Here is a 20,605-nt window from a genome sequence, read left to right on the forward strand (position 1 = left end):
AGGTGGGCGCGAGTCAGTAGCGCGCACCGAACACGGCGCGCAGTTCGTCGATGGCGGCCTCGGACAAGGGGGCGGGGCGCGGCTGGGCCATCAGCCACAGGCGCGCGGTTTCCTCCAGTTCCTCCAACGCGTAGGAGGCCTGCGACACCGAACGCTCCCACACCACCGGCCCCAGGCGCTCGAACAGCACCCCGCGCACCTGGGCGGCCAACGCCGCCACCTGCGCGGCCGCCGCCGGGTCGCCGGGACGCCGATAGGGAATCAGGGGAATGCGGCCGACCTTCATCACCTGATAGGGCGTGATCGGCGGCAGCACTTCGTCCTGGCGCCAGACTCCCGCCAGCGTCAACGCCACCAGATGAGTCGAATGCGTATGCACCACGCCGCGCGTGGCCGGGTCGGCCTGGTAGATGCCCTGGTGCAGCGCCAGGGTCTTGGACGGTTTGCCGCCCGAGACGTGGTTGCCGGCCAGATCGACCTTGGCCAGTTCGGCCGGATCGAGCCGGCCCAGGCAGGCATCGGTGGGGGTGATCAGCCAGCCGTCATCGAGCCGCGCGCTGATGTTGCCTGCCGCGCCGACGGTGTAGCCGCGTTGGTAGAGGCTGGCGCCGACCGTGCAGATTTCCTCGCGGATACGGGCTTCCGGCGTCATCGAGCGCCGCCCGCGACACGGCCTCGGGCGACGAAAACGACTTGCGGCATGCGGATCTCCCTCGGAAAATTCATAGGGTCATCATACAAATTTTGCCGAAATCCCCGGTAGCGGGATTACCCGATGGGGCGGCCCGCGCCCCGGCGCGGCTACCGGGCGCCGGCCGCTACAGCGGCCGTTACAGCGAATACCGGTAATCGCAATTCAGGATCGCCGTGAGCGGGTTGCCCATTCCCGAAGCGGTCGTTCCCCCCGGGCGCGGCCCGGTCAGCTTGGCCTGGAAGGTGCCCGCGATATCGCCATTGGCGACCTTCTTGACCGCAACGGTGGCCGGCAACGCATACAGCGTCAGCGGCCAGGTGTCGTCCGGCGCGACCAGCGTGAACACGCCCAGCGGGAAATCCGACACCACGTAGGCCGGATCATCGCCGGAATCAAAAGCCTGCTTGGCGTTGCCGTACGTCAGCGTCAGGCTGAGTTCCTCGGACGACGGCGACGGGATGGTGCCTCGCAGCGCCACCTTGCCGCTTTCCGAAACACACGACAACTCGGCCGGCGCCGAGCCCGCATGGGCGGCGCCCGCCAACAGCAGGCAGGACAGGAACCAGGGGGCGGACGGCTTCATGGCGTGGGTTTCCTCGGGGCGGCCGGTCACGGCCGGGAGCGTTCATCGAGCCGCCATATTAGCGGCCTGACAGGAATCGCCAAACCGTGACCGGCGGCGGGCAATGCCAGCGTTCGCATACAAGTCGTAATATGCGCCGGCGCCGATCGGGCTAGGATGTTGTCATCGATCCGCCCGCCACCCGGAGCCCGCCCATGACCGCTTTCCGATCCCTCGCCTGCGCCGCCCTGCTGCTGGCCGCCGCCGCAACCCACGCCGAAAGCGTGACCCTGCGGGCGGAGAAGGCCACCGCCGGTATCGACCCGCAGACGTCGATGCGCTACGTCGACGTGGTGCTGCACCCCGACAGCCGCCAGGCCCTGGCCGACTTCACCCGCGACCGCGTCGGCAAACGCATCCAGCTGCGCTCGAATGGCGTGCTGCTTTCCTCGGCCACGCTGCAAAGCCCGCTGGAAGGCGACAGCTTCCGCATCGTCGCTGGCGAACACGGCTTTGCCGGCAAATCCGCCGACGAGATCGCCCACGGCATCACTTCCGGCGGCGGCCTCACGGTGGACGACGAAGGCAGCACGCCGGGCGACTTCCCCACCCGGCCCACCAAGCGATCCACGCCGTCTCCCGGCGCTTGAGCCGATCCGCGCCCGGCCGCGGCCGACGGCCTCCGCGCACCGCGAACGTCAGCGCCTGGCGGCCGCGTCGACGAAGGCCGCCAGGTCCCGGTTGAACCGCTCGGCCTCTTCCACGAACGGCGCGTGTCCCGCCGTCGCATACAGCGTGGTCCGCAGGCGCGGATTCAGTTGCCGGGCCCGTTCCATCGACGGCACGGCGCGCACCAGCGCATCGCGCGCGCCATAGATGAGCCACAGCGGCTTGTGCATCGCGCCCAACCCTTCGCGCGCCGCGATCGTCATGGCCGGCACCGCGGCCTGCATCTCGGACGAGGCCAGGGCGGCATTGGCCAACAGGCGTTCGAACGTGGCCGCGTCCGGCTGCGTCGCGAAGCACAGCGCCAGAAAGGCGCGCTCGGCGTCCAGGTGCGTCTTCAGGTCGGCCGACGCCATGCCGCGATACACCGCCGGGTGCGACGCGATCTGGCTGGCCTGCAGTTCGATCACGCCCCCGACGTAGACCGCGCCGGCAATGTCCGCGTCGCCATGCGCGGCCAGGTAGTTGGTGGTCACGGCCGCGCCCAGCGACCACCCCACCAGCACGGGCCGGCGCGCGCCCGAGGCCGCGATCACGGTCGCCAGGTCGTCGGCCCAGCGGCGTCCGTCGGTGTAGGCCAGCGGCGCGGTCGGCTTGCCGGACTGGCCATGGCCGCGCAGGTCGTAGGTGATCAGGCGATAGCGCTGCAACAACGGGCTGGACAACTGCGCCTCCCAGCTGAGGCGGCTGCCCAGCAGACCGTGGATGAACACGATGGCGGGGCCGGCCGGATCGCCGGCCTCCTGGATGGCAAGGGTCACGCCATCCGGCGCGACGGCGGTGTACTGACGGCTGTCGGCAAACGCCAAGGCGTTCGTCGACAGCAGGGCGACGGCCACCAGCAGGTGGCGCAAGCAGCGGAAAAACAGGCGGCCCGGCATGGAACTGACTCCTGGAAGACAAAAGGGGAATCACAGTCTCAACCGTCACACCGGTGTTAGAGTCAAGCGGTCGTTTCGTGAATGTTTGCCATGACACCCCAGCCCGCCGCCAAGCCGATGTCGATCGGCGCCCTCGCCCGCGCCACCGGCGCCAGCCTGCGCTCGATCCGCCATTACGACGCGCACGGCCTGCTGACCTGCACCCGAGCCGACAACGGCTACCGCAGCTTCGCGCCCGCGGCGATCGGCCAGGTGCGGCAGATCCAGCGCCTGATCGCGACCGGCTTCAGCCTTGCCGAGATCCAGGGCTTTCCCGATTGCATGCGCATGATCGAAGGCGCGGCCGCCTGCCCGGAAACCTCCGCGGTGCAACGCCAGCGGCTGGCCTCGGTCGAACGACAGATCGCCGACCTCGAACGCCGCCGCGCCCGCCTGCGCCAGATGCTGGCCGAGGGCGCGGCGGCGCCCCGGCGATAGCGGCGCCACGCCCTGCGGCGCGCAGGCGCGCTCCTGCCGCGCGCACCCCGCCAGGAATCCATCGCCGCCCTGGCCGCCATCGACCGGCGCAGGTCCGGGAACACCGCCTGCCAGCGATCGCGGACGCGCGCTTCGCCCTCCACCGCCAACCGTTTCGGCATGACGTCGCGGTCACTGACGGCGATACCACCGCGCCGAACGCATAACCTTTGGTTATGGCCGCACCCGCTCCACTCATTTGAACCTGTCGCCCGCCGCGCCCACACTCTCACCGTCCAGCGTCAGGCCCACCGATGGGGCCCGGCGGCCTGGACGTTGGACCGCTGGGCATCCATGCCTGCAACATTGCAAGGCAGGATCACAACAATAGGCCGACAACCGCCGGACGCGCAGCGCGTCACGGCCTGGCCACAGAGATGATAGGGACGGAGAAGACATGACCTCATTGGCACAGACGGCGGCGGCGCCACGCCCGCCCGCCGGCGGCACGCTGCACCCGCGCCGGCGCAATGCCGCCATCGCGGTATTCCTGGTCGGACTGGCCATCGCGCTTTATACCCACTACGCCATGCCGGGCCAGGCCAGCCTGTGGGGCCTGACGCCCGTGCTGGTGTTCGCCATCATCGCGCTGCTGGGCGTGGACATCGTGCTGTCCACCATCGCCGCCATCGTGCTCGGCGCCATCATGACCGGCACCACGCCCATCGCCATGGGCAAGCTGCTGGCCGAATCGCTGGGCTCGTTCATCGCGGTGGTCGGCCTGATCATCGTGCTGGGCGCCGGCGTGGGCGAAGTCGCCGCGCGCACCGGCGCCGCGGAACAGATGGTGCGCGCCATCGTGCGCCGCATCGGCCTGTCGAACCAGGTGCGCGTGCGCCTGGGGATCATGGTGACGTCGACCCTGATCTGCGGCGCCCTGGGCACCCTGGCGGGCGGCAACGCCATCATCGCCGCGGTGGTCATTCCGATCGCCGCCGCCGTGCGCCTGTCGCCGCCCACGGTGGCCGCCCTGTTCCAGACCGCGGGCTCCGCCGGACTGGTGCTGGGCCCCTTCACGCCCAACGTGGTCACGGTGACCGGCCTGACCGGACTGAGCTATCCGCAGTACCTGATGGTGGCGGGCATCCCGATGGCCGTGGCGACGCTGCTGGCCGGCTGGTTCATGTCGGGCCGCATCCAGAAAAAGACCGAGGCCAGCCACCAATACGACGAAGCCGGCGCCGGCGCGGCCGCCTTCGACCTCGATGCGGCCCCCTCGCGCAGCGCCGTGCGGGCGGCGTGGGCGTTCTGCCTGACCATCGTTCTCCTGGCGATCGTCGGCGTGCTCGCCAAGGCGGGTTATGCCTTCGCCATCATCGTCATGGTGGCGCTGGCCACCACCACCGGGCTGGCCGGCGGCATGGGTCCGCGCGCGATTCTGCAGGCGATGTACGCGGGCGCCGGCAAACTGATCTGGATCTTCTTCCTCTTCTGGCTGTTCAATCCGGTGCTGGTGCTGGTGGACCAGCTCAACGCCTACCACGCCGTGCTGGAGCTGGCCAAGCCGCACCTGGCCGGCATCAGCGGCGCCATGCTGTGCGTCATCGTGCTGTGGTTCAACGTGATCGGCCACATCCCCGGCGCGGCGGTGGCGCAGATGACCTTCACCGCCAAGATCTTCGGCCCGTTGCTGGCGGCCGCCGGCGTCGGCCCTGCGGCCACCACGGCGGTTATCCTGGGCAGTTCGCAGATCGACTGGTTCGGTCCGTTCCCCACCTCGGACATGTTCGGCCAGATGGGCCTGGCGCGCTCGGGCGAGCTCAAATACATGCTCTACAACGGCTGGGCGGTGATCCTGGTGAACCTCTGCCTGTTCTCGTCCCTGTTCTTCTTCCTGGTCTGAGGAGATCGACCATGTTCCCCTTGGGACCGCAAGCGCTGGACCGCGACGCCTTGCGCCAGCACGTCGACGCGGCGCTGACGCCTTTGCTCGCGTCCACGCCCGCGCGGGTCTCGCTGAGCCTGCGCGACCTGGATGGCGGCGTCGTGCTGGCGCGCCACGCCGACCGCGTGCAGCCATCGGCCAGCATCATCAAGGTGCCCATCCTGCTGGCGCTGCTCGAAGCGGTGGCCAAGGGCCGCTACGCGCTCGAACAGCCGCTGGCCCTGCCCGCATGCGCCGAGCGCGCCGGCGGCACCGGCATCCTCGCCCAGTTGCCCAGTGTCACCACCCTGTCGCTGGCCGAACTGGCGCGGCTGATGATCGTGCTCAGCGACAACGTCGCCACCAACGCGCTGATCGATCTGTTGGGCTCCGACGCGATCAATCAATGGAATCAGCGCGCCAACCTGGAGGCGACCTGCCTGCAGCGCCGCATGATGGACGCCGCCGCGCGCGAAGCCGGCCGCGACAACTACACCAGCGCCGGCGACGCCACCGCCGCGCTCTGCTGGATGCTGCGCGACGGCATGCTGCCGCCGCCCCTGCGGACCTTCGCGCTCGACCTGCTGGCCGACCAGCGCGAACGCGCCCACTTCGGCGCCGCGCTGCCGGCGCCGGCCCACCTGGCCAGCAAGGCCGGCCAGCTGCCGGGCCTGCGCCATGACGCCGGCATCCTCACCGTGGCGGACCGCAGCGTGGTGCTGGCGGTGCTGGCCGACGGCTTCACCGACTGGCAGACCGCGCAGACGCTTCAGGGCGGCGAAGGCGCAACCCTGCTGGGGCAGATCGCGCGCGCGGTCGCGCTCGGCCTGAAAGCCCAGGCACACACACACTGACAAGGAGCCCGCATGTCCATCAGAGTGGCAGCCATCCAGCTCGATAGCCGCCGTGACCGCGATGCCAACCTGGCGGCGCTGGAACATTGGATAACGGCCGCGGCCAACGACGGCGCGAAACTGATTGTCACGCCCGAGTACAGCGATGTGCGCGGCGACACGCCAACGCTGCGCGCCGCCGCCAGTCCGATCCCCGGCGCGGTCACGGCGCGCATCGCCGCGCTGGCGCAACGCCACGCTTGCTGGATCCACCTGGGCTCGATGCATGAACGCCTGGCGGACCAGGACCGGCTCGGCAACACCGGCGTCACCTTCGCCCCGGACGGCAGCATCGCCGCCTCCTACCGCAAGGTCCACCTGTACGACGCGGTGGTCGACGGCATTCCTTACCGCGAATCCGCCGACTTCGCGCCCGGCGCGCACCTGCGGACCGTCGAGGCCGCGGGCCTGACGCTGGGCCTGAGCATCTGCTACGACCTGCGTTTCGCCGAACTCTACCGCGCGCTGCGCGCACGCGGCGCCAACGTGCTGGTGGTGCCCGCGGCCTTCAACCTGCACACCGGGCGCGATCATTGGGAAACCCTGCTGCGCGCCCGCGCCATCGAGAACCAGTGCTACGTGATCGCCGCCGCCCAGATCGGCGGCGACGGCCCGGGCCTGCCCTGCCTCGGCCGCAGCATGATCATCGACCCCTGGGGCACGGTGCTGGCCTGCATGCCGGACCGCACCGGCTATGTCATGGCCGACCTCGACCCGCAGCGCGTGGCCACGCTGCGCGCCGGCCTGCCGGCCTGGGCGCATCGCCGCCCCGATCTCTACCCGGGTTGACCCGCGCCGCGAGAGAAAACGGCCGGCGTCGTTGCCGGCCTTCCCTGATGCGCACCCACCCTAACGCCGCCGCTCAATAGCGCGCCCGCCCCTCGCCCATGCGGGCGCCCATGACCATTTCGGTCACCCAGTTCACCAGTATCGAGGTATAGGCGCGTTGCGCCGGTTTTTCCGTCAGCGCGTGGTCGGCGCCGTCGATGATCCGGTGCGTCAACGAGTGCGATCGGCGAAACGCGGAGCGATAGCTCATGATGGTCGAATGCGGGATATAGCTGTCGTGTTCCGCCTCGACCAACAGCACGTCGCCGGCGAACGCCGTGCACGCCTTCAACGCGCGGTTCTCTTCCGGCGCGACGTAGACGCTGGCATCCGGCCGCGCCAGGCCATGGCTGATGGATTTGGTGGCGACGAAGGCATGCGGCACGACCCCACCATAGAGGTCGGCGATGCCCGCGATACCCAGGATGGTCGCGCGCGCCGCCCCGGCGATACTGCGGTCAGGCACGTAATACGGCACCGGGCCGCCGCGATGGCGACTGGGCCGGTAATCGGGAACATGGCGCCCGCCCAACAGCGCGGCCAGACGCGCCGCCAGGGCGTCATGCGACGCCACTTCGTGCTCGGACGCCCGGGCGCGGCGAGGATAAGCGACCACGAGCGGGCCGTCTGCAAGAGAAAACGAGTTCATGGGCGCCACGCCAGCAAACGGCGTGCCCACGCAAAAAAGCCGGCAACGCTTGCGCGGTACCGGCTTTCAGCCAAAGGTGTCGGGAAACACCTTCAAGAATTCGACCACAGATAAGTGGTCGGGGCGAGAGGATTCGAACCTCCGACTCCTGCGTCCCGAACGCAGTACTCTACCAGGCTGAGCTACGCCCCGAGTCTGGGCATGGGCTTATACATCTCCCACACCTTACAGCTACTGACTTCGTTGCGCTCAGTGCAACCAAATCATCTTTTCGCTTCGGCTTGAAGGTTTTACCCTTCCCGCCTTTTGAATTCCAACCTTGCTCAAAGCAGCGCTTGCAGTGCTGTTTTCAACTAGCGATCTCGATTCACCGCGAAAGCGCAGAATTCTAACAGAGAATTTAGAAAAGGGGAAACGGGATACGAAGAAAGTGCTTCGCGGGCCCGATCCGCCTCGGCCACGGCGGCCTGGCGGGCGTGCTCCAGCGCGTCCGTCGCCTGGATGGCGGCGGCCACGGCGGCGAAGTCGGCGTCGCCCGTCTTGATGGCGTCGCGGATCAATTGCTGCTGTGCCGGCGTGCCCACTTCCATCACGCGGATCAGCGGCAGCGTGGGCTTGCCCTCGCGCAGATCGTCGCCCACGTTCTTGCCCAGCGCGGCGGCGTCGCCGCTGTAGTCGAGCACGTCGTCCACCAATTGGAAAGCCGTGCCCACGTGGCGACCATAGGCGGCGGCCGCGGCTTCCTGCTCGGGCGTGGCGCCGGCCAGCACCGCGCCGACCTGCGCAGCGGCCTCGAACAGCTTGGCGGTCTTGTAGCGCACGACCTGCAGGTAGCGCTCCTGCGAGACATCCGGATCGTGCACGTTCAGCAACTGCAGCACCTCGCCCTCGGCGATCACCGTGGTGGCCTCGGACAGGATGCTCATGATGCGCATCGAGTCGGCCTCGACCATCATCTCGAACGAACGCGAATACAGATAGTCCCCCACCAGCACACTGGCGGCGTTGCCGAACACCGCGTTGGCGGTTTCCCGGCCACGGCGCAGGTCGGACTCGTCGACCACGTCATCATGCAGCAGGGTCGCGGTATGGATGAATTCCACCACGGCGGCCAGCAACTGGTGGTGCGTCCCCTGATACCCCAGGGCCCGGGCCACCATCAGCACCATCGCCGGGCGCATGCGCTTGCCGCCCGCGCCAATGATGTAGTCGCCGATCGTACGGATCAGCACCACATCGGAATTCAGCCGCTCGCGGATAACCGCATCGACGGCTTTCATATCGTCAACTATGGGGGCAATGAGCGCGGGGAGATTCAAGACGTATCCGGAGAGTGAAACGAGCCGTTCACAACAGCTCTTACCGCTGGGCCGCCGGCATGGCGGAGGGATTCGACCAGCGATTATACGGGCTGTCAGGAACCAAAGCCGGACGTAGCGACACCCCTGCCCGGGGCGCGGACGCCCCGTCCGCCACCCCGTTTCGAATCGCCCCGCCCCCGTTTTCTTGGTCGCCAGCCCCCCCGACGCGGCGCCCAGGCCACACCTAAGCCCTTAGCCTGCAAGCGCTTTTTGACTTTTCCCCGCCCGCGGGCTAATATCCCGGATTCGGTCAGAGATGGCCGAATTACGTCGGTGAATTACGCACGCCCAGCCTTGGCAACCCATCGTGGCAACCCCATCGTGGCAACCCCAGGCAGGTACTGCCAGCCCAGCAGGGCCGGCAAGCGAATGAACCCATTTACCTATTTAAGGAATACCCCATGTACGCGGTCGTAAAAACCGGTGGCAAGCAGTACCGTGTTGCCATTGGCGAAAAACTCAAGGTAGAACAGATACCGGCTGACATTGGGCAAGAAATCACCCTGGATCAAGTGCTGTCCGTGGGCGAAGGCGACCAACTGAAAGTTGGTACGCCCCTCGTCGCCGGCGCCGTGATCAAGGCAACGGTTCTTGCGCAAGGCCGCCACGACAAGGTCAAGATCTTCAAGATGCGCCGTCGCAAGCACTATCAGAAGCGTCAGGGCCACCGTCAGAACTACACCGAAATCCGCATCGAAGCCATCACGGCTTAAGACGCGACTCGGCACCACATTAGCAGGAGCTAAACATGGCACAGAAAAAGGGCGGCGGCTCTACGCGAAACGGACGCGACTCAGAATCGAAGCGTCTGGGCGTCAAGGCTTTCGGCGGTGAACTGATTCCCGCTGGTTCGATCATCGTGCGTCAGCGCGGCACCCGTTTCCACGCTGGCGTGAACGTCGGCATGGGCAAGGACCACACCCTGTTCGCGCTGGTCGACGGCAAGGTTCAATTCGGCTTCAAGGGCGCGTTGAACAAGCAAACCGTTTCGATCGTCGCCGCCGAGTAATCCTCGACGCCGCACGATCCGGCCAGCGGCGCGGTCGCCTCAGCGATCCGCCGCCGGCCAGAACGGCAAAGCCCTGTCGCGTGCGGCAGGGCTTTTTCATCGCCGAGCCGCCTCGAGATGAAAAAGCCCCCTCGGGGGGGCAGCAAGCCGAAGGCGCCGCGTGGGGGCCTTTCCCCTCCCCGGCCACCGCGAATACGCGGCGGCCCGCGCCACCCGATGGCGAACCCGCCGGCCGCGAGGCCGGGCGGTTTTAAGGCAGAATGAGCGGAGTGTTCCGCCCTGCCCTCCCGGCAATGCCCCGCCACGGCGGCACAGCCCTCTAATTCATACACGCGCAGACATCATGAAATTCGTAGACGAAGCCACCATCGAAGTCGTCGCCGGCAAAGGCGGCAATGGCGTGGCGAGCTTTCGCCGCGAGAAATTCATTCCCAAGGGCGGCCCGGACGGCGGCGACGGCGGACGCGGCGGCAGCATCTTCGCCGTGGCCGATCGCAACATCAACACGCTGATCGACTTCCGCTATGCGCGCCTGCACCGCGCCAAGAACGGCGAAAACGGCCGCGGCTCGGACCAGTACGGCGCGGCCGCTCCCGACATCACGCTGCGCGTGCCCGTCGGCACCATCATCCATGACGCCGAGACCGGCGAAGTCCTGTTCGACCTGAACCGCCACGACCAGAAGGTCGTGCTGGCCGCCGGCGGCCAGGGCGGCATGGGCAACATGCACTTCAAGTCCAGCGTCAACCGCGCCCCGCGCCAATGGACCCCCGGCAAGGAAGGCGAACACCGCTACCTGCGCATGGAACTGAAGGTGCTGGCCGACGTCGGCCTGCTGGGCCTGCCCAACGCCGGCAAGTCCACGCTGATCACCCGCATCTCCAACGCCAAGCCGAAGATCGCCGACTACCCGTTCACGACGCTGCACCCGAACCTGGGCGTGGTGCGCACCTCGCCGTCGCGCAGCTTCGTGGTGGCCGACATTCCTGGCCTGATCGAAGGCGCCTCCGAAGGCGCCGGCCTGGGCCACCTGTTCCTGCGCCACCTGGCGCGCACCCGCGTGCTGCTGCACCTGGTGGACGTGTCCACCCCCGATCCCGACGCCGATCCCGTGGAGCAGGCCGTGGTCGACGCCCGCGCCATCGTCGAGGAACTGCGCCGCTACGATCCCGAGCTGGCCGCCAAGCCGCGCTGGCTGGTGCTGAACAAGCTGGACATGGTGGCCGATCCCGAGGACACCAAGCGCCGCTTCATCGAGCTGTACGACTGGAAAGGCCCGGTGTTCGGCATCTCCGGCCTGTCCGGCGATGGCACCCAGGACCTGATCTACGCGCTGCAGGACTACCTGGACGCCGAGCGCGAAAAGGAACAGCTGGCGCAGGACCAGGCCGACGGCACCTACGTCGCCGAAGACCCGCGCTTCGACGACACCCGCAGCGACGCCGACCACAAGCCGGCCGCGCCGCGCGGCGACGAATAAGCCATAATCGCAATCTCGTTCGATTACGCCTTTTCTCGCGCCGCAGCCCGCCGCCATCATGTCTGCCGAATCACCCGCCGTTTCCGTCGTCACCCACGCCCAGCGCCTCGTCGCCAAGGTCGGCTCATCGCTGGTCACCAATGAAGGCCGAGGCCTGGATCGCGCTGCCGTGGCGCACTGGGCGGCCCAGATCGCCGCGCTGCACAAGCAGGGCAAACAGGTCGTGCTGGTATCCAGCGGCGCCATTGCCGAAGGCATGGCCCGCCTGGGCTGGCGCAAGCGGCCGTCGGTAATGCACGAACTGCAGGCCGCGGCCGCCGTGGGCCAGATGGGCTTGTGCCAGGCCTACGAAGCGGCGTTCGCCGAATACGGCCTGCGCACCGCGCAGATCCTGCTGACCCACGAAGACCTGGCCGACCGTCACCGCTACCTGAACGCACGCAGCACGCTGTTCGCGCTGCTGCGCCTGGGCGTGGTGCCGATCGTCAACGAAAACGACACGGTGGTCACCGACGAAATCCGGCTCGGCGACAACGACACGCTGGGCGCACTGGTCACCAACCTGATCGAAGCCGACACGCTGATCATCCTGACCGACCAGCGCGGCCTGTACGACTCCGACCCGCGCAAGAATCCGGACGCCAAGTTCATGGCCCACGTCCAGGCCGGCGATCCGGCGCTGGAAGCCATGGCTGGCGGCGCCGGCAGCGGCATCGGCACCGGCGGCATGCTGACCAAGGTACTGGCGGCCAAGCGCGCGGCGCACAGCGGCGCGCACACCGTGATCGCCTCGGGGCGCGAACGCAACGTGCTGACGCGCCTGGCGCAAGGCGAATGCATCGGCAGCGAACTGCGCGCCGTATTGCCGGTCTGGTCGGCACGCAAGCAATGGCTGGCCGACCACCTGCGCCTGCGTGGCCGTGTGGTGCTGGACGATGGCGCCGTGCAGGCATTGCTGCGCGAAGGCAAGAGCCTGCTGCCGATCGGCGTGGTCGATGTGGAAGGCGAATTCGGCCGCGGCGACGTGGTGGCCTGCGTCGACGGCCAGGGCCGCGAGTGCGCGCGCGGCCTGATCAATTATTCGTCGGCCGATACCCGCCGCATTCTGCGCCAGCCGTCATCGCAGATCGCCCGCATCCTGGGCAGCATGACCGATCCGGAACTGATGCATCGCGACAACCTGGTCGTGCTTTGAGGCAAGCGGGGGCCTAGTCCTGCCCGACCGCGCCCAGGCCGGGCGGCGCCCCTTGCGGCATCAACATATACCCCCATCCGCGCACCGCCAGCACCGGCAGGTCGATGTTGAGCCGGCGCGCCTTGGAGCGCAGGCGCGAGACCAACACGTCGACGCGCCGCGCGCCGTCCATCGGGTCGCGCGTGGCATCGGGGAAGAAGCCCTCGCGCGGCAGGCATTGGTGCGGCGCGTTCAGCAGGCTGACGAAGAAGGCGCGTTCGGTATTGGTAAGGGGCAGGCGTTCTCCCGCCGGCCCTGACAACATCCGGGCGCGGCCATCGACACGCCAGCGCGGCATGGCATCCGCGGCGGGATGCTGGCAACGGATCTGGTTGCGCAGCACGGCATCCCATTCCGGAATGTTGGCCTGCGCCGGCACGCAAACGTGCGCACCGGCATCGAGCGCGGCGATGCGCGCCTGGGGTGAGTCGTCGGGCGATTGCCAGACCACCGCGCAGTTGGGTGAGGCGCGGCGCAACGCGGCGATCAGTTCAGTCAGATTGTCGGCCGAGCCCCGCAGCACCACCACGTCAGCGGGCTCGTTGCGCAAGCGGGCCAACACCCCATCCGGGGAGCGGCACAGACCGACCTCCCACTGGAATTGGCGCAAGGTATGCACGAACTTATTGCATGGCATTCCACCAAGTTGCACGACCAGGACGTAACCTCTTTCCTGCATGGCACTGCCTTTCCGAAGTTATCACTTAAGTAATATTTATATCCACCAAAGTACCTACGGTGCAAGCTTCAATCGACGCGTGAAAACTTTTTCAGACCGACTGAAGCACGCCCGTCTTCTGCGTGGCTACACGCAGAAAACCCTCGCGCGCATGGCCCGCCTGTCGCAGAGCGCGATCGGCAGCTATGAGAGCGGGCTGCGGCATTCGAGCCGTTCACTGCGCAAGTTGGCGCAGGTCCTGAAGGTGGAACTCGAATGGCTGGAGACGGGCAAGGGCCCCATGGAACTGCCCATGGAAAGCTACGACCTGAGCGACACGCTGCCGGCCACCGGCGTGTCCGAACCATTGCCACGCGGCATGACGCGGCGCGCGCGTCCGCTGGCCCCATGGCCCTATCCCAACATCTCGCCGGCACAGTTCGATACGCTGACGGCGGACGACCGGAACACGCTCGAAGCGCTGACGCAGACCTTCATCGAATCGGCCCAGGCGCGCCGCGGCATCAAGCCACGCGGCCGCAAGTCCTGACCCGCCCCGGCCCTCGGTCGTCAGCGGGATAAAAAAAGCCCGGCATCGCCGGGCTTTTTTGTGCCTGCGCCGCTCAGGGCTTGGCGGGCGCCGGCGCGGCGCCTCCGGCGGGCGGGGCGCTTTCGCCACGGATCTTGGCGGCGATGTCGGAAGCGGCCTGGGCCGAGGGCACGCCGAAGGCCAGCACGCCACGGTTCAGCGGTTCGCCGATACGCGGCGCGGCGATCAGTTCGCGGTCGATCACCAGCGCCAGCATGTTGCCGACGTTCTGGCTGCTGACGTCATTGAGCTTGCGCGCGCCAGCTTCGGAGAAACGCAGTCCGACGAAGTTGGCGCCCTGGCGATCGACCAGCGCGGCGGCTTCGGTCAGGTCGGCGCGCGTCAGCACGGGCTGCTGTTGCATGTACAGCTTGCCGTCGGGCAGGCTCACTTCGACCAGGCCCGGGGCGGACTGGGTCTGGGCCACATAGAACTCGACCACCGATGCGGTGGCGGGCTGCTGCGCGGACGGCTGCTGCTGGCCCGTCGCGTCGGGCGTGGCGGCGGCGCCGGATTTGGTCGGGGCGGTCTTGCAACCCGCAAGCGCAAGGGTCATGACCACCAGGGCGGGCGCCAATTTGCGTAGGGTCAGTTGCATGCTCGTTTCCTTCTTGAGTGGACTGGGGCCTGCGGACGGACCGCCGGCTGACGAGAAAAAGTGTACAGAACCTATATGGCACTGTCTCCGCAGTCTGATTCCAAATGTAAACCGGTACTACCAGCCACCCCAGGTCGTCCCGGCGACCGCGCTGCGGCGGCGCAGCATCGACCCGCATTCGCTTGGCGGCCGGGCAGGCTCTATACTTCGCTTTCGCGCAGGGGTACTCGTCGCGCCGAACGGCCCGACGTGTTGAGAGAGTCCCTTCGTACCAGTACGGATAATGCCGATGCTGGGAGCCGTATTCCCGCCATGCCCGCATGGCGGGAGTCCATTCCCGATCGGCTCCAAACCATTCGCTTGGAGCTTTCCATGAACGCCAATCCCAAATTCCTGGCCGCCACCGCCGAAGTCGACGCGGCCGCGGTCGCCCCGTTGCCCAAATCCCGCCGGGTCTACGAGGTCGGTTCCCGTCCCGACATCCGCGTCCCGTTCCGCGAGATCGAGCAGGACGACACGCCCACCATGTTCGGCGGCGAAAAGAACCCGCCGCTGACCGTCTACGATTGCAGCGGCCCCTACACCGACCCCGACGTCAAGATCGACATCCGCCGCGGCCTGCCGGAAGTGCGCCGCGCCTGGATCGATGAGCGCGGCGACACGGAAGTGCTGTCCGGCCCGACCAGCGAGTACGGCAAGCAACGCCTGACCGATCCCAAGCTGACGGCCATGCGCTTTGACCTGCAACGCCCGCCGCGCCGCGCCGTGGCCGGCGCCAACGTCTCGCAGATGCACTACGCGCGCCGCGGCATCATCACGCCCGAAATGGAGTACGTGGCGATCCGCGAAAGCCTGCGCCGCGAGCACTACCTGCAGACGCTGCGCGACAGCGGTCCGGACGGCGAGAAGATGGTCAAGCGCCTGCTGCGCCAACACCCGGGCCAGTCGTTCGGCGCCGCCATCCCGGCCGCCATCACGCCGGAATTCGTGCGCGACGAAATCGCGCGCGGCCGCGCCATCATCCCCGCCAACATCAACCACCCGGAAGTCGAGCCGATGGCGATCGGCCGCAATTTCCTGGTCAAGATCAACGCCAACATCGGCAACTCGGCCGTCAGTTCGGGCATCGGCGAGGAAGTCGAGAAGATGACCTGGGCGATCCGCTGGGGCGGCGACACGGTCATGGATCTGTCGACGGGCAAGCACATCCACGAAACGCGTGAATGGATCATCCGCAATTCGCCGGTGCCGATCGGCACGGTGCCGATCTACCAGGCGCTGGAAAAGGTCGACGGCAAGGCCGAGGAACTGACCTGGGAAATCTTCCGCGACACGCTGATCGAGCAGGCCGAACAGGGCGTGGACTACTTCACGATCCACGCCGGCGTGCGCCTGCCGTTCATCCCCATGACGGCGGACCGCATGACGGGCATCGTCTCGCGCGGCGGCTCGATCATGGCCAAGTGGTGTCTGGCTCACCACAAGGAAAGCTTCCTGTACGAGCGCTTCGAGGAAATCTGCGAAATCATGAAGGCCTACGACGTCAGCTTCTCGCTGGGCGACGGCCTGCGTCCGGGCTCGGGCTATGACGCCAACGACGAAGCCCAGTTCGCGGAACTGAAGACGCTGGGCGAGCTGACGCAAGTGGCCTGGAAGCACGATGTGCAGGTGATGATCGAAGGCCCGGGCCACGTGCCGATGCAGATGATCAAGGAAAACATGGAGCTGCAGCTGGAACATTGCCACGAGGCGCCGTTCTACACGCTGGGCCCCCTGACGACCGACATCGCGCCGGGCTACGACCACATCACCTCGGGCATCGGCGCGGCGCTGATCGGCTGGTACGGCACGGCGATGCTCTGTTACGTGACGCCCAAGGAGCACCTGGGGCTGCCGAACAAGAAGGACGTGAAGGACGGCATCATCACGTACAAGATCGCGGCGCATGCGGCGGACCTGGCCAAGGGCCATCCGGGCGCGGCGATCCGCGACAACGCCTTGTCGAAGGCGCGCTTCGAGTTCCGTTGGGACGACCAGTTCAACCTGGGTCTGGATCCGGACACGGCCAAGGAGTTCCACGACGAGACGCTGCCGAAGGACTCGATGAAGGTGGCGCACTTCTGCTCGATGTGCGGGCCGCATTTCTGCAGCATGAAGATCACGCAGGACGTGCGCGACTACGCGGCGTCGCAAGGCGTGAGCGAGAAGGAAGCGCTGCAAAAAGGCATGCAGGAGAAGTCGATCGAGTTCGTGAAGAAGGGCGCCGAGGTTTACCACCGGCAGTGATCTTCTGAACGGATTTTGCCTTTGCCGGGCTGGTCGCTGATGGCGGCGGTTTGGTGGACTTGGGGCGATATGAAAGGCCTGGATGCGTTGCTCCAGGCCTTTTTTTGTTATCCGTGGTGTTTTTTTGCGGAGTTGGTCTGATCTTGGGTTGCGAGGGTTGGATTCTTGAGGCGCCCGATGGAATCCGAAGGCGAGGACGAGGATGAGGCAGGGGCAGTCCGGAGCGAAAGCTCCGGACTGCAATCGTGGGCACCCGCCATCGGGTCCGCCCGATCGAGGGGCGACCTACGAAGCGCCTTCCCCCCACCGACAAGCCCTTCTTACAGCAACTTCCCCGGATTCATGATCCCCTTGGGATCCAGGACCCGCTTGATTTCCCGCATCAACCGCAACTCCAGCGCGTCCTTGCTATGCAGGAAATGATCCCGCTTCAGCTGCCCGATCCCGTGCTCGGCACTGATGCTGCCGCCGTAGCGGTTGACCTCGTCCAGGACCGCGTCGGTGATGGCGGCGCCGTGTTCGGCCACCCAGCCGCGCTCGGCGCCAGCGGGGCGCGACAGGTTGTAATGCAGATTGCCGTCCCCGAAATGGCCGAAGATGAAGGGGCGGATGTCCGGGTACAGCGCGCGCACGCGGGCTTCGGCCGACGCCATGAAATCGGGAATGCTCTCGATGGGCAGCGACACATCGTGCTTCAGGTGCGGGCCATCGGCGCGTTGCGCTTCGGAGATTTCCTCGCGCAGCTTCCATAGCGCCTGCAACTGCGCCAGCGACGCGGAGACGGCGGCATCCAGGCACAGGCCGCGCTCGAGCGCGGTGCCGATCACATTTTCCAGCAGCGCCGTCAGCGCCGCTTCGTCGGTGGTGTCGGCCAGTTCGACCAGCACATAGGCCGGATAGCGTTGGTCGAACGGTTCCTGCACGCCCGCGGCGTGGGTCAGGACCAGGTCGAGGCAGTCGCCGGAGAAATACTCGAAGGCCTGCAGGCGCGCGCCGCATTGCTCGAACAGGATCTCGAACAGCCGCAGCGCCTGGGCCGGCGATTCGACGGCGGCCAGCACCACCGAACGCACATCGGTGCGCGGATACAGGCGCAGCGCCACGGCCGTGATGATGCCGAGCGTGCCTTCGGAGCCGATCAGCAGTTGCTTGAGGTCGTAGCCGGTATTGTCCTTGCGCAGCGTGCGCAGGCCGTTGAAGATCTCGCCGTTGGGCAGCACCGCTTCCAGGCCCAGCACCAGCTCGCGCGCCATGCCGTAGCGCACCACGTTGACGCCGCCGGCATTGGTGGCGACGTTGCCGCCGATCTGGCTGGAGTCTTCGGCGGCCAGGCTCAACGGCAGCAGGCGGCCGGCATCCTGCGCGGCGCGGCGCAGGTTGCCGAGGATGCAGCCGGCTTCGGCGACCATGGTGTTGGCGACGGTATCGATGGCGCGCACGCCGTTCATGCGGTCCAGGCTCAACACGACGTTGGCGGGCGCGGCATCGGGCGTGGCGCCGCCGCACAGGCCGGTATTGCCGCCGCGCGGCACCACCGACACGCCGGCTTCGTTGCAGAGCGACAGGCAGGCGGCGACCTCGGCGGTGGTGCGCGGACGGACCACCGCCTGGGCGTGGCCGTTGTACAGGCCGCGCCAGTCGGACAGCCAGGGCGCGATATCGTCGCTGGCGGTGAAGACGGTGTCGGGGCCCAGGGCCTGGACCAGGCGCTGGGCGATGTCGGTTGTGCTCATGATGTCTGCCTGGAGGCGGGAAAGAGGGAATCTAGGCGCAGGCGGCTGGCCGCCTGGCGCAGGTGGCTTTCGGCCATGAGACGCGCGCGCGGGGCATCCCGCTCGCGGATGGCCTCGAACACGGCGACGTGCTCGTGGTGCACGGCATCGGTCATGCCCGCCAACTGGCGGCTGTTGGCGCGCGCGGTGGTGACGGCCAGGCGCAACTGCAGGTTCAGGTATTGCAGCAGGTCCTGGTAGAAGGGGTTGTGGGTTGCCGCCGCGATCGCCAGGTGAAAGGCGATGTCATGCTCGACCCCGTGTTCGGGATGGTGCTGGTGGCGTTCCAGGTCGGCCAGGGCGCGCGCCATGGCGTCCAGGTCGGCGGCGCCGCGGCGCTCGGCCGCCAGCGCCGCCGCGCCCCCTTCCAGTTCCATGCGCAGTTCGTAGACATTGGCCAATTGCTCGCGGCTGACGGCGATATCGGCGGGCACCTGGAAGCCCTGCGCGCCGGTGCGCGCCAGCACCACGCAACCCGAACCCTGGCGGCTCTGGATCAGGCCCTGCGCGCGCAGGCGTTCGGTGACTTCGCGAATGACGGCGGCACTGACGCCGTACTGTTCGGCCAGGACGCGGCCGGATGGCAGCTTGGCGCCCACGGGATAGACCCCATGGGCGATGTCGCCCGCTATCTGGCGGGCGACCTGTTCGGTCAGGGTCAGGCTCTTGGTCAGCATAGCGATCGAGTATAGCGCATACTTTTCAGGTTATCTGATAACTTTTGATGAAGCGGGCCGGCTTTTGCCCCCGTGCGGAGACGACTCAGGCCACTGCGGTGGCGTCGCCGGCCTGGAGCACGTCCTCGGCGTCCGTCAGGCCCGCCACCGAACAGCGGCGGCCGCCGCGCGCCTTGGCGCGGTACAGCGCGGCATCGGCGGAATCGAGCACTGCCTGGGCCTTGCGATTGGCGCCGGAGATGATCGAAATGCCGATCGACAGCCCGACGCTGACGCGGGTGCCATCGGCCAGCACGATGGGCTGGCTGGCGTCATGCAGCAGGTGGTTGCCCAGCCGCAGCGCGGCGGTGGCGTCGATGCCGGTGGCCAGCACGATGAATTCATCGCCGCCGATGCGGGCGGCGACGTCATCGACGCGCAGCATGGCACGCATGCGTTGCGCAATGGTCTTCAGGACGTGGTCGCCGGCGGCATGGCCATGGGTGTCGTTGATGATCTTGAAGTCATCCATGTCCATGTAGAACAGCGCGGCGGCGCTGTCGTGCTCGCGCGCGCTGGTGCAGATACGCTCGAGCGCGGCTTCCAGCCCGGCGCGGTTGGCCAGGCCGGTCAGGGCGTCCTGGCTGGCGCGGCGTTCGTTCTCGCGCTCGGCGAGCATGGTGGACACCAGGATGCGCCGCAGCCGTTGCGAGGCGATGCTCATGCTGACCAGGTAGAACGGAATCTGGATGAAAACGATGGCGGTGACGTATTCGCCGGCGAACAGCGCGCCCAGGCACATCGGCCCCAGGCTCAGGAAGATCATCGCCGCCACCAGCCGTGGCGCGCCGTAGTTGCGAAAGCAGATGCCGCCGGCCATCGCGCCGCAGGACACGCCCGCCAGCGTGGCGGCCAGCCAGTCGTGATTGAGGAAAGTGACGAAGACCCCGTAACCGACGCTGAAGGCCCACAGCAGGGCCAGCACGATGTAGATGTCGGTGTGGGTGTTGCCGCCGCGGGCGGCATTGCGCAGGGCCGAGCGCAGCACGGTGACGCGCACCACGGCCAGCAGGACCTCGAGTATCAGCCAGGAGAGATAGAGCGGCTCGGGCCGGCGCCAGGCCACCACGCCGGAGATCATCAGGGTGTTGATGACGCCGCCCGCGAAAATCGGCAAGGTGCCGAACAGACTGGCGATCAGGGCGGCGCGGATATCCGCGGGCGTATCCTGCCCGGAATGCGTCAGCCAACGGGTCAGCCGCCACTTGGGCAGGCTGAAGCTCAATCCTGTGTCCACACCGTTACGTCCAAAGCTGCCTGCCCTTGAGCGGTAGGCTGGCTGGCGTTAT

21 protein-coding genes and 1 tRNA gene are annotated in these 20,605 nt (G+C 67.4%); 11 read left to right on the plus strand and 11 right to left on the minus strand.

Annotated elements, in window-relative coordinates; translation table 11 throughout:
* Positions 1-13: 13 nt before the first annotated feature.
* Positions 14-652 (minus strand): aldolase, encoded by a 639-nt coding sequence (locus ABFG95_RS12875; RefSeq protein WP_348996004.1) that lies wholly within the window; start codon positions 650-652, stop codon positions 14-16.
* 178 nt (positions 653-830) lie between these two features.
* Positions 831-1,277 carry a hypothetical protein gene (locus ABFG95_RS12880; protein WP_049076714.1) on the minus strand — a complete coding sequence of 149 codons (447 nt, stop codon included), beginning with the start codon at positions 1,275-1,277 and terminating at the stop codon, positions 831-833.
* Positions 1,278-1,471: 194 nt separating this feature from the next.
* Here ABFG95_RS12880 and ABFG95_RS12885 point away from each other — a divergent pair, with 194 nt between their 5' ends.
* Positions 1,472-1,906 (plus strand): hypothetical protein, encoded by a 435-nt coding sequence (locus tag ABFG95_RS12885; RefSeq protein ID WP_278991351.1) that lies wholly within the window; start codon positions 1,472-1,474, stop codon positions 1,904-1,906.
* 48 nt (positions 1,907-1,954) lie between these two features.
* Here the strand turns inward: ABFG95_RS12885 and ABFG95_RS12890 are convergent, their stop codons facing one another.
* The gene (locus ABFG95_RS12890) at positions 1,955-2,863 is read right to left on the minus strand and encodes an alpha/beta hydrolase (RefSeq protein WP_054417883.1); all 909 of its coding nucleotides are present in this window, start codon (positions 2,861-2,863) and stop codon (positions 1,955-1,957) included.
* A gap of 90 nt (positions 2,864-2,953) precedes the next feature.
* Between ABFG95_RS12890 and ABFG95_RS12895 the strand changes: the two genes are divergently transcribed.
* From ABFG95_RS12895 to ABFG95_RS12910, 4 genes are all read left to right on the plus strand, one after another.
* Positions 2,954-3,340, plus strand: a complete 387-nt coding sequence (locus ABFG95_RS12895) for a MerR family transcriptional regulator (protein ID WP_068952894.1) — start codon at positions 2,954-2,956, stop codon at positions 3,338-3,340.
* Between the two features lie 436 nt (positions 3,341-3,776).
* Positions 3,777-5,222 carry a gluconate:proton symporter gene (locus ABFG95_RS12900; RefSeq protein WP_059272758.1) on the plus strand — a complete coding sequence of 482 codons (1,446 nt, stop codon included), beginning with the start codon at positions 3,777-3,779 and terminating at the stop codon, positions 5,220-5,222.
* 11 nt (positions 5,223-5,233) lie between these two features.
* A complete protein-coding gene (locus ABFG95_RS12905) occupies positions 5,234-6,097 on the plus strand; it encodes a serine hydrolase (protein ID WP_348996005.1) in 864 nt (287 codons plus the stop codon).
* 12 nt (positions 6,098-6,109) lie between these two features.
* Positions 6,110-6,925, plus strand: coding sequence for a carbon-nitrogen hydrolase family protein (locus ABFG95_RS12910; protein WP_348996006.1), 816 nt, complete (start codon positions 6,110-6,112; stop codon positions 6,923-6,925).
* A 73-nt stretch (positions 6,926-6,998) separates the two neighbouring features.
* On the opposite strand, the gene ABFG95_RS12915 is transcribed toward ABFG95_RS12910, so the two are convergent.
* The 3 genes from ABFG95_RS12915 to ispB form a co-directional block, all read right to left on the minus strand.
* The gene (locus tag ABFG95_RS12915; RefSeq protein WP_175144684.1) at positions 6,999-7,613 is read right to left on the minus strand and encodes a DUF3182 family protein; all 615 of its coding nucleotides are present in this window, start codon (positions 7,611-7,613) and stop codon (positions 6,999-7,001) included.
* A gap of 115 nt (positions 7,614-7,728) precedes the next feature.
* Positions 7,729-7,805 (minus strand) — tRNA-Pro (locus tag ABFG95_RS12920).
* A 161-nt stretch (positions 7,806-7,966) separates the two neighbouring features.
* Positions 7,967-8,932, minus strand: a complete 966-nt coding sequence (ispB, locus tag ABFG95_RS12925) for an octaprenyl diphosphate synthase (protein ID WP_054417878.1) — start codon at positions 8,930-8,932, stop codon at positions 7,967-7,969.
* Between the two features lie 443 nt (positions 8,933-9,375).
* On the opposite strand from ispB, the gene rplU reads away from it, so the two are divergent.
* The 4 genes from rplU (at position 9,376) to proB (ending at position 12,658) form a co-directional block, all read left to right on the plus strand.
* Entirely contained in the window at positions 9,376-9,687 is a 312-nt protein-coding gene (gene rplU / locus ABFG95_RS12930; RefSeq protein WP_006389960.1) for a 50S ribosomal protein L21, read from the plus strand.
* Between the two features lie 35 nt (positions 9,688-9,722).
* Positions 9,723-9,983 (plus strand): 50S ribosomal protein L27, encoded by a 261-nt coding sequence (gene rpmA, locus ABFG95_RS12935; protein ID WP_006389959.1) that lies wholly within the window; start codon positions 9,723-9,725, stop codon positions 9,981-9,983.
* 343 nt (positions 9,984-10,326) lie between these two features.
* On the plus strand, positions 10,327-11,463 hold the full coding sequence (gene obgE / locus ABFG95_RS12940) for a GTPase ObgE (RefSeq protein WP_049076732.1): 1,137 nt from the start codon (positions 10,327-10,329) through the stop codon (positions 11,461-11,463).
* 58 nt (positions 11,464-11,521) lie between these two features.
* Complete coding sequence (gene proB, locus ABFG95_RS12945; RefSeq protein WP_049076734.1) at positions 11,522-12,658, plus strand: glutamate 5-kinase; 1,137 nt, start codon at positions 11,522-11,524, stop codon at positions 12,656-12,658.
* Between the two features lie 13 nt (positions 12,659-12,671).
* Here proB and ABFG95_RS12950 read toward each other — a convergent pair whose 3' ends face one another.
* The gene (locus tag ABFG95_RS12950; protein WP_231891625.1) at positions 12,672-13,316 is read right to left on the minus strand and encodes a winged helix-turn-helix domain-containing protein; all 645 of its coding nucleotides are present in this window, start codon (positions 13,314-13,316) and stop codon (positions 12,672-12,674) included.
* Between the two features lie 139 nt (positions 13,317-13,455).
* Here ABFG95_RS12950 and ABFG95_RS12955 point away from each other — a divergent pair, with 139 nt between their 5' ends.
* Positions 13,456-13,905, plus strand: a complete 450-nt coding sequence (locus ABFG95_RS12955) for a helix-turn-helix transcriptional regulator (protein ID WP_049076739.1) — start codon at positions 13,456-13,458, stop codon at positions 13,903-13,905.
* Positions 13,906-13,978: 73 nt separating this feature from the next.
* On the opposite strand, the gene ABFG95_RS12960 is transcribed toward ABFG95_RS12955, so the two are convergent.
* On the minus strand, positions 13,979-14,542 hold the full coding sequence (locus ABFG95_RS12960) for a hypothetical protein (RefSeq protein ID WP_054417875.1): 564 nt from the start codon (positions 14,540-14,542) through the stop codon (positions 13,979-13,981).
* A 372-nt stretch (positions 14,543-14,914) separates the two neighbouring features.
* Here ABFG95_RS12960 and thiC point away from each other — a divergent pair, with 372 nt between their 5' ends.
* Entirely contained in the window at positions 14,915-16,828 is a 1,914-nt protein-coding gene (thiC, locus tag ABFG95_RS12965; RefSeq protein WP_049076743.1) for a phosphomethylpyrimidine synthase ThiC, read from the plus strand.
* Between the two features lie 320 nt (positions 16,829-17,148).
* On the opposite strand, the gene ABFG95_RS12970 is transcribed toward thiC, so the two are convergent.
* The 3 genes from ABFG95_RS12970 to ABFG95_RS12980 all read right to left on the minus strand — a co-directional run bounded on the left by ABFG95_RS12970 (position 17,149) and on the right by ABFG95_RS12980 (position 20,553).
* Positions 17,149-18,561, minus strand: a complete 1,413-nt coding sequence (locus ABFG95_RS12970; RefSeq protein ID WP_348996007.1) for an FAD-binding oxidoreductase — start codon at positions 18,559-18,561, stop codon at positions 17,149-17,151.
* Complete coding sequence (locus ABFG95_RS12975; RefSeq protein WP_169535759.1) at positions 18,558-19,277, minus strand: FCD domain-containing protein; 720 nt, start codon at positions 19,275-19,277, stop codon at positions 18,558-18,560. The genes ABFG95_RS12970 and ABFG95_RS12975 overlap by 4 nt, the downstream gene beginning before the upstream one ends.
* An 85-nt stretch (positions 19,278-19,362) precedes the next feature.
* A complete protein-coding gene (locus ABFG95_RS12980; RefSeq protein WP_348996008.1) occupies positions 19,363-20,553 on the minus strand; it encodes a GGDEF domain-containing protein in 1,191 nt (396 codons plus the stop codon).
* Positions 20,554-20,605: the final 52 nt, after the last annotated feature.

The sequence above is a fragment of the Achromobacter sp. HNDS-1 genome (assembly GCF_040084795.1).
Classification (GTDB): Bacteria; Pseudomonadota; Gammaproteobacteria; order Burkholderiales; family Burkholderiaceae_B; genus Achromobacter; species Achromobacter ruhlandii.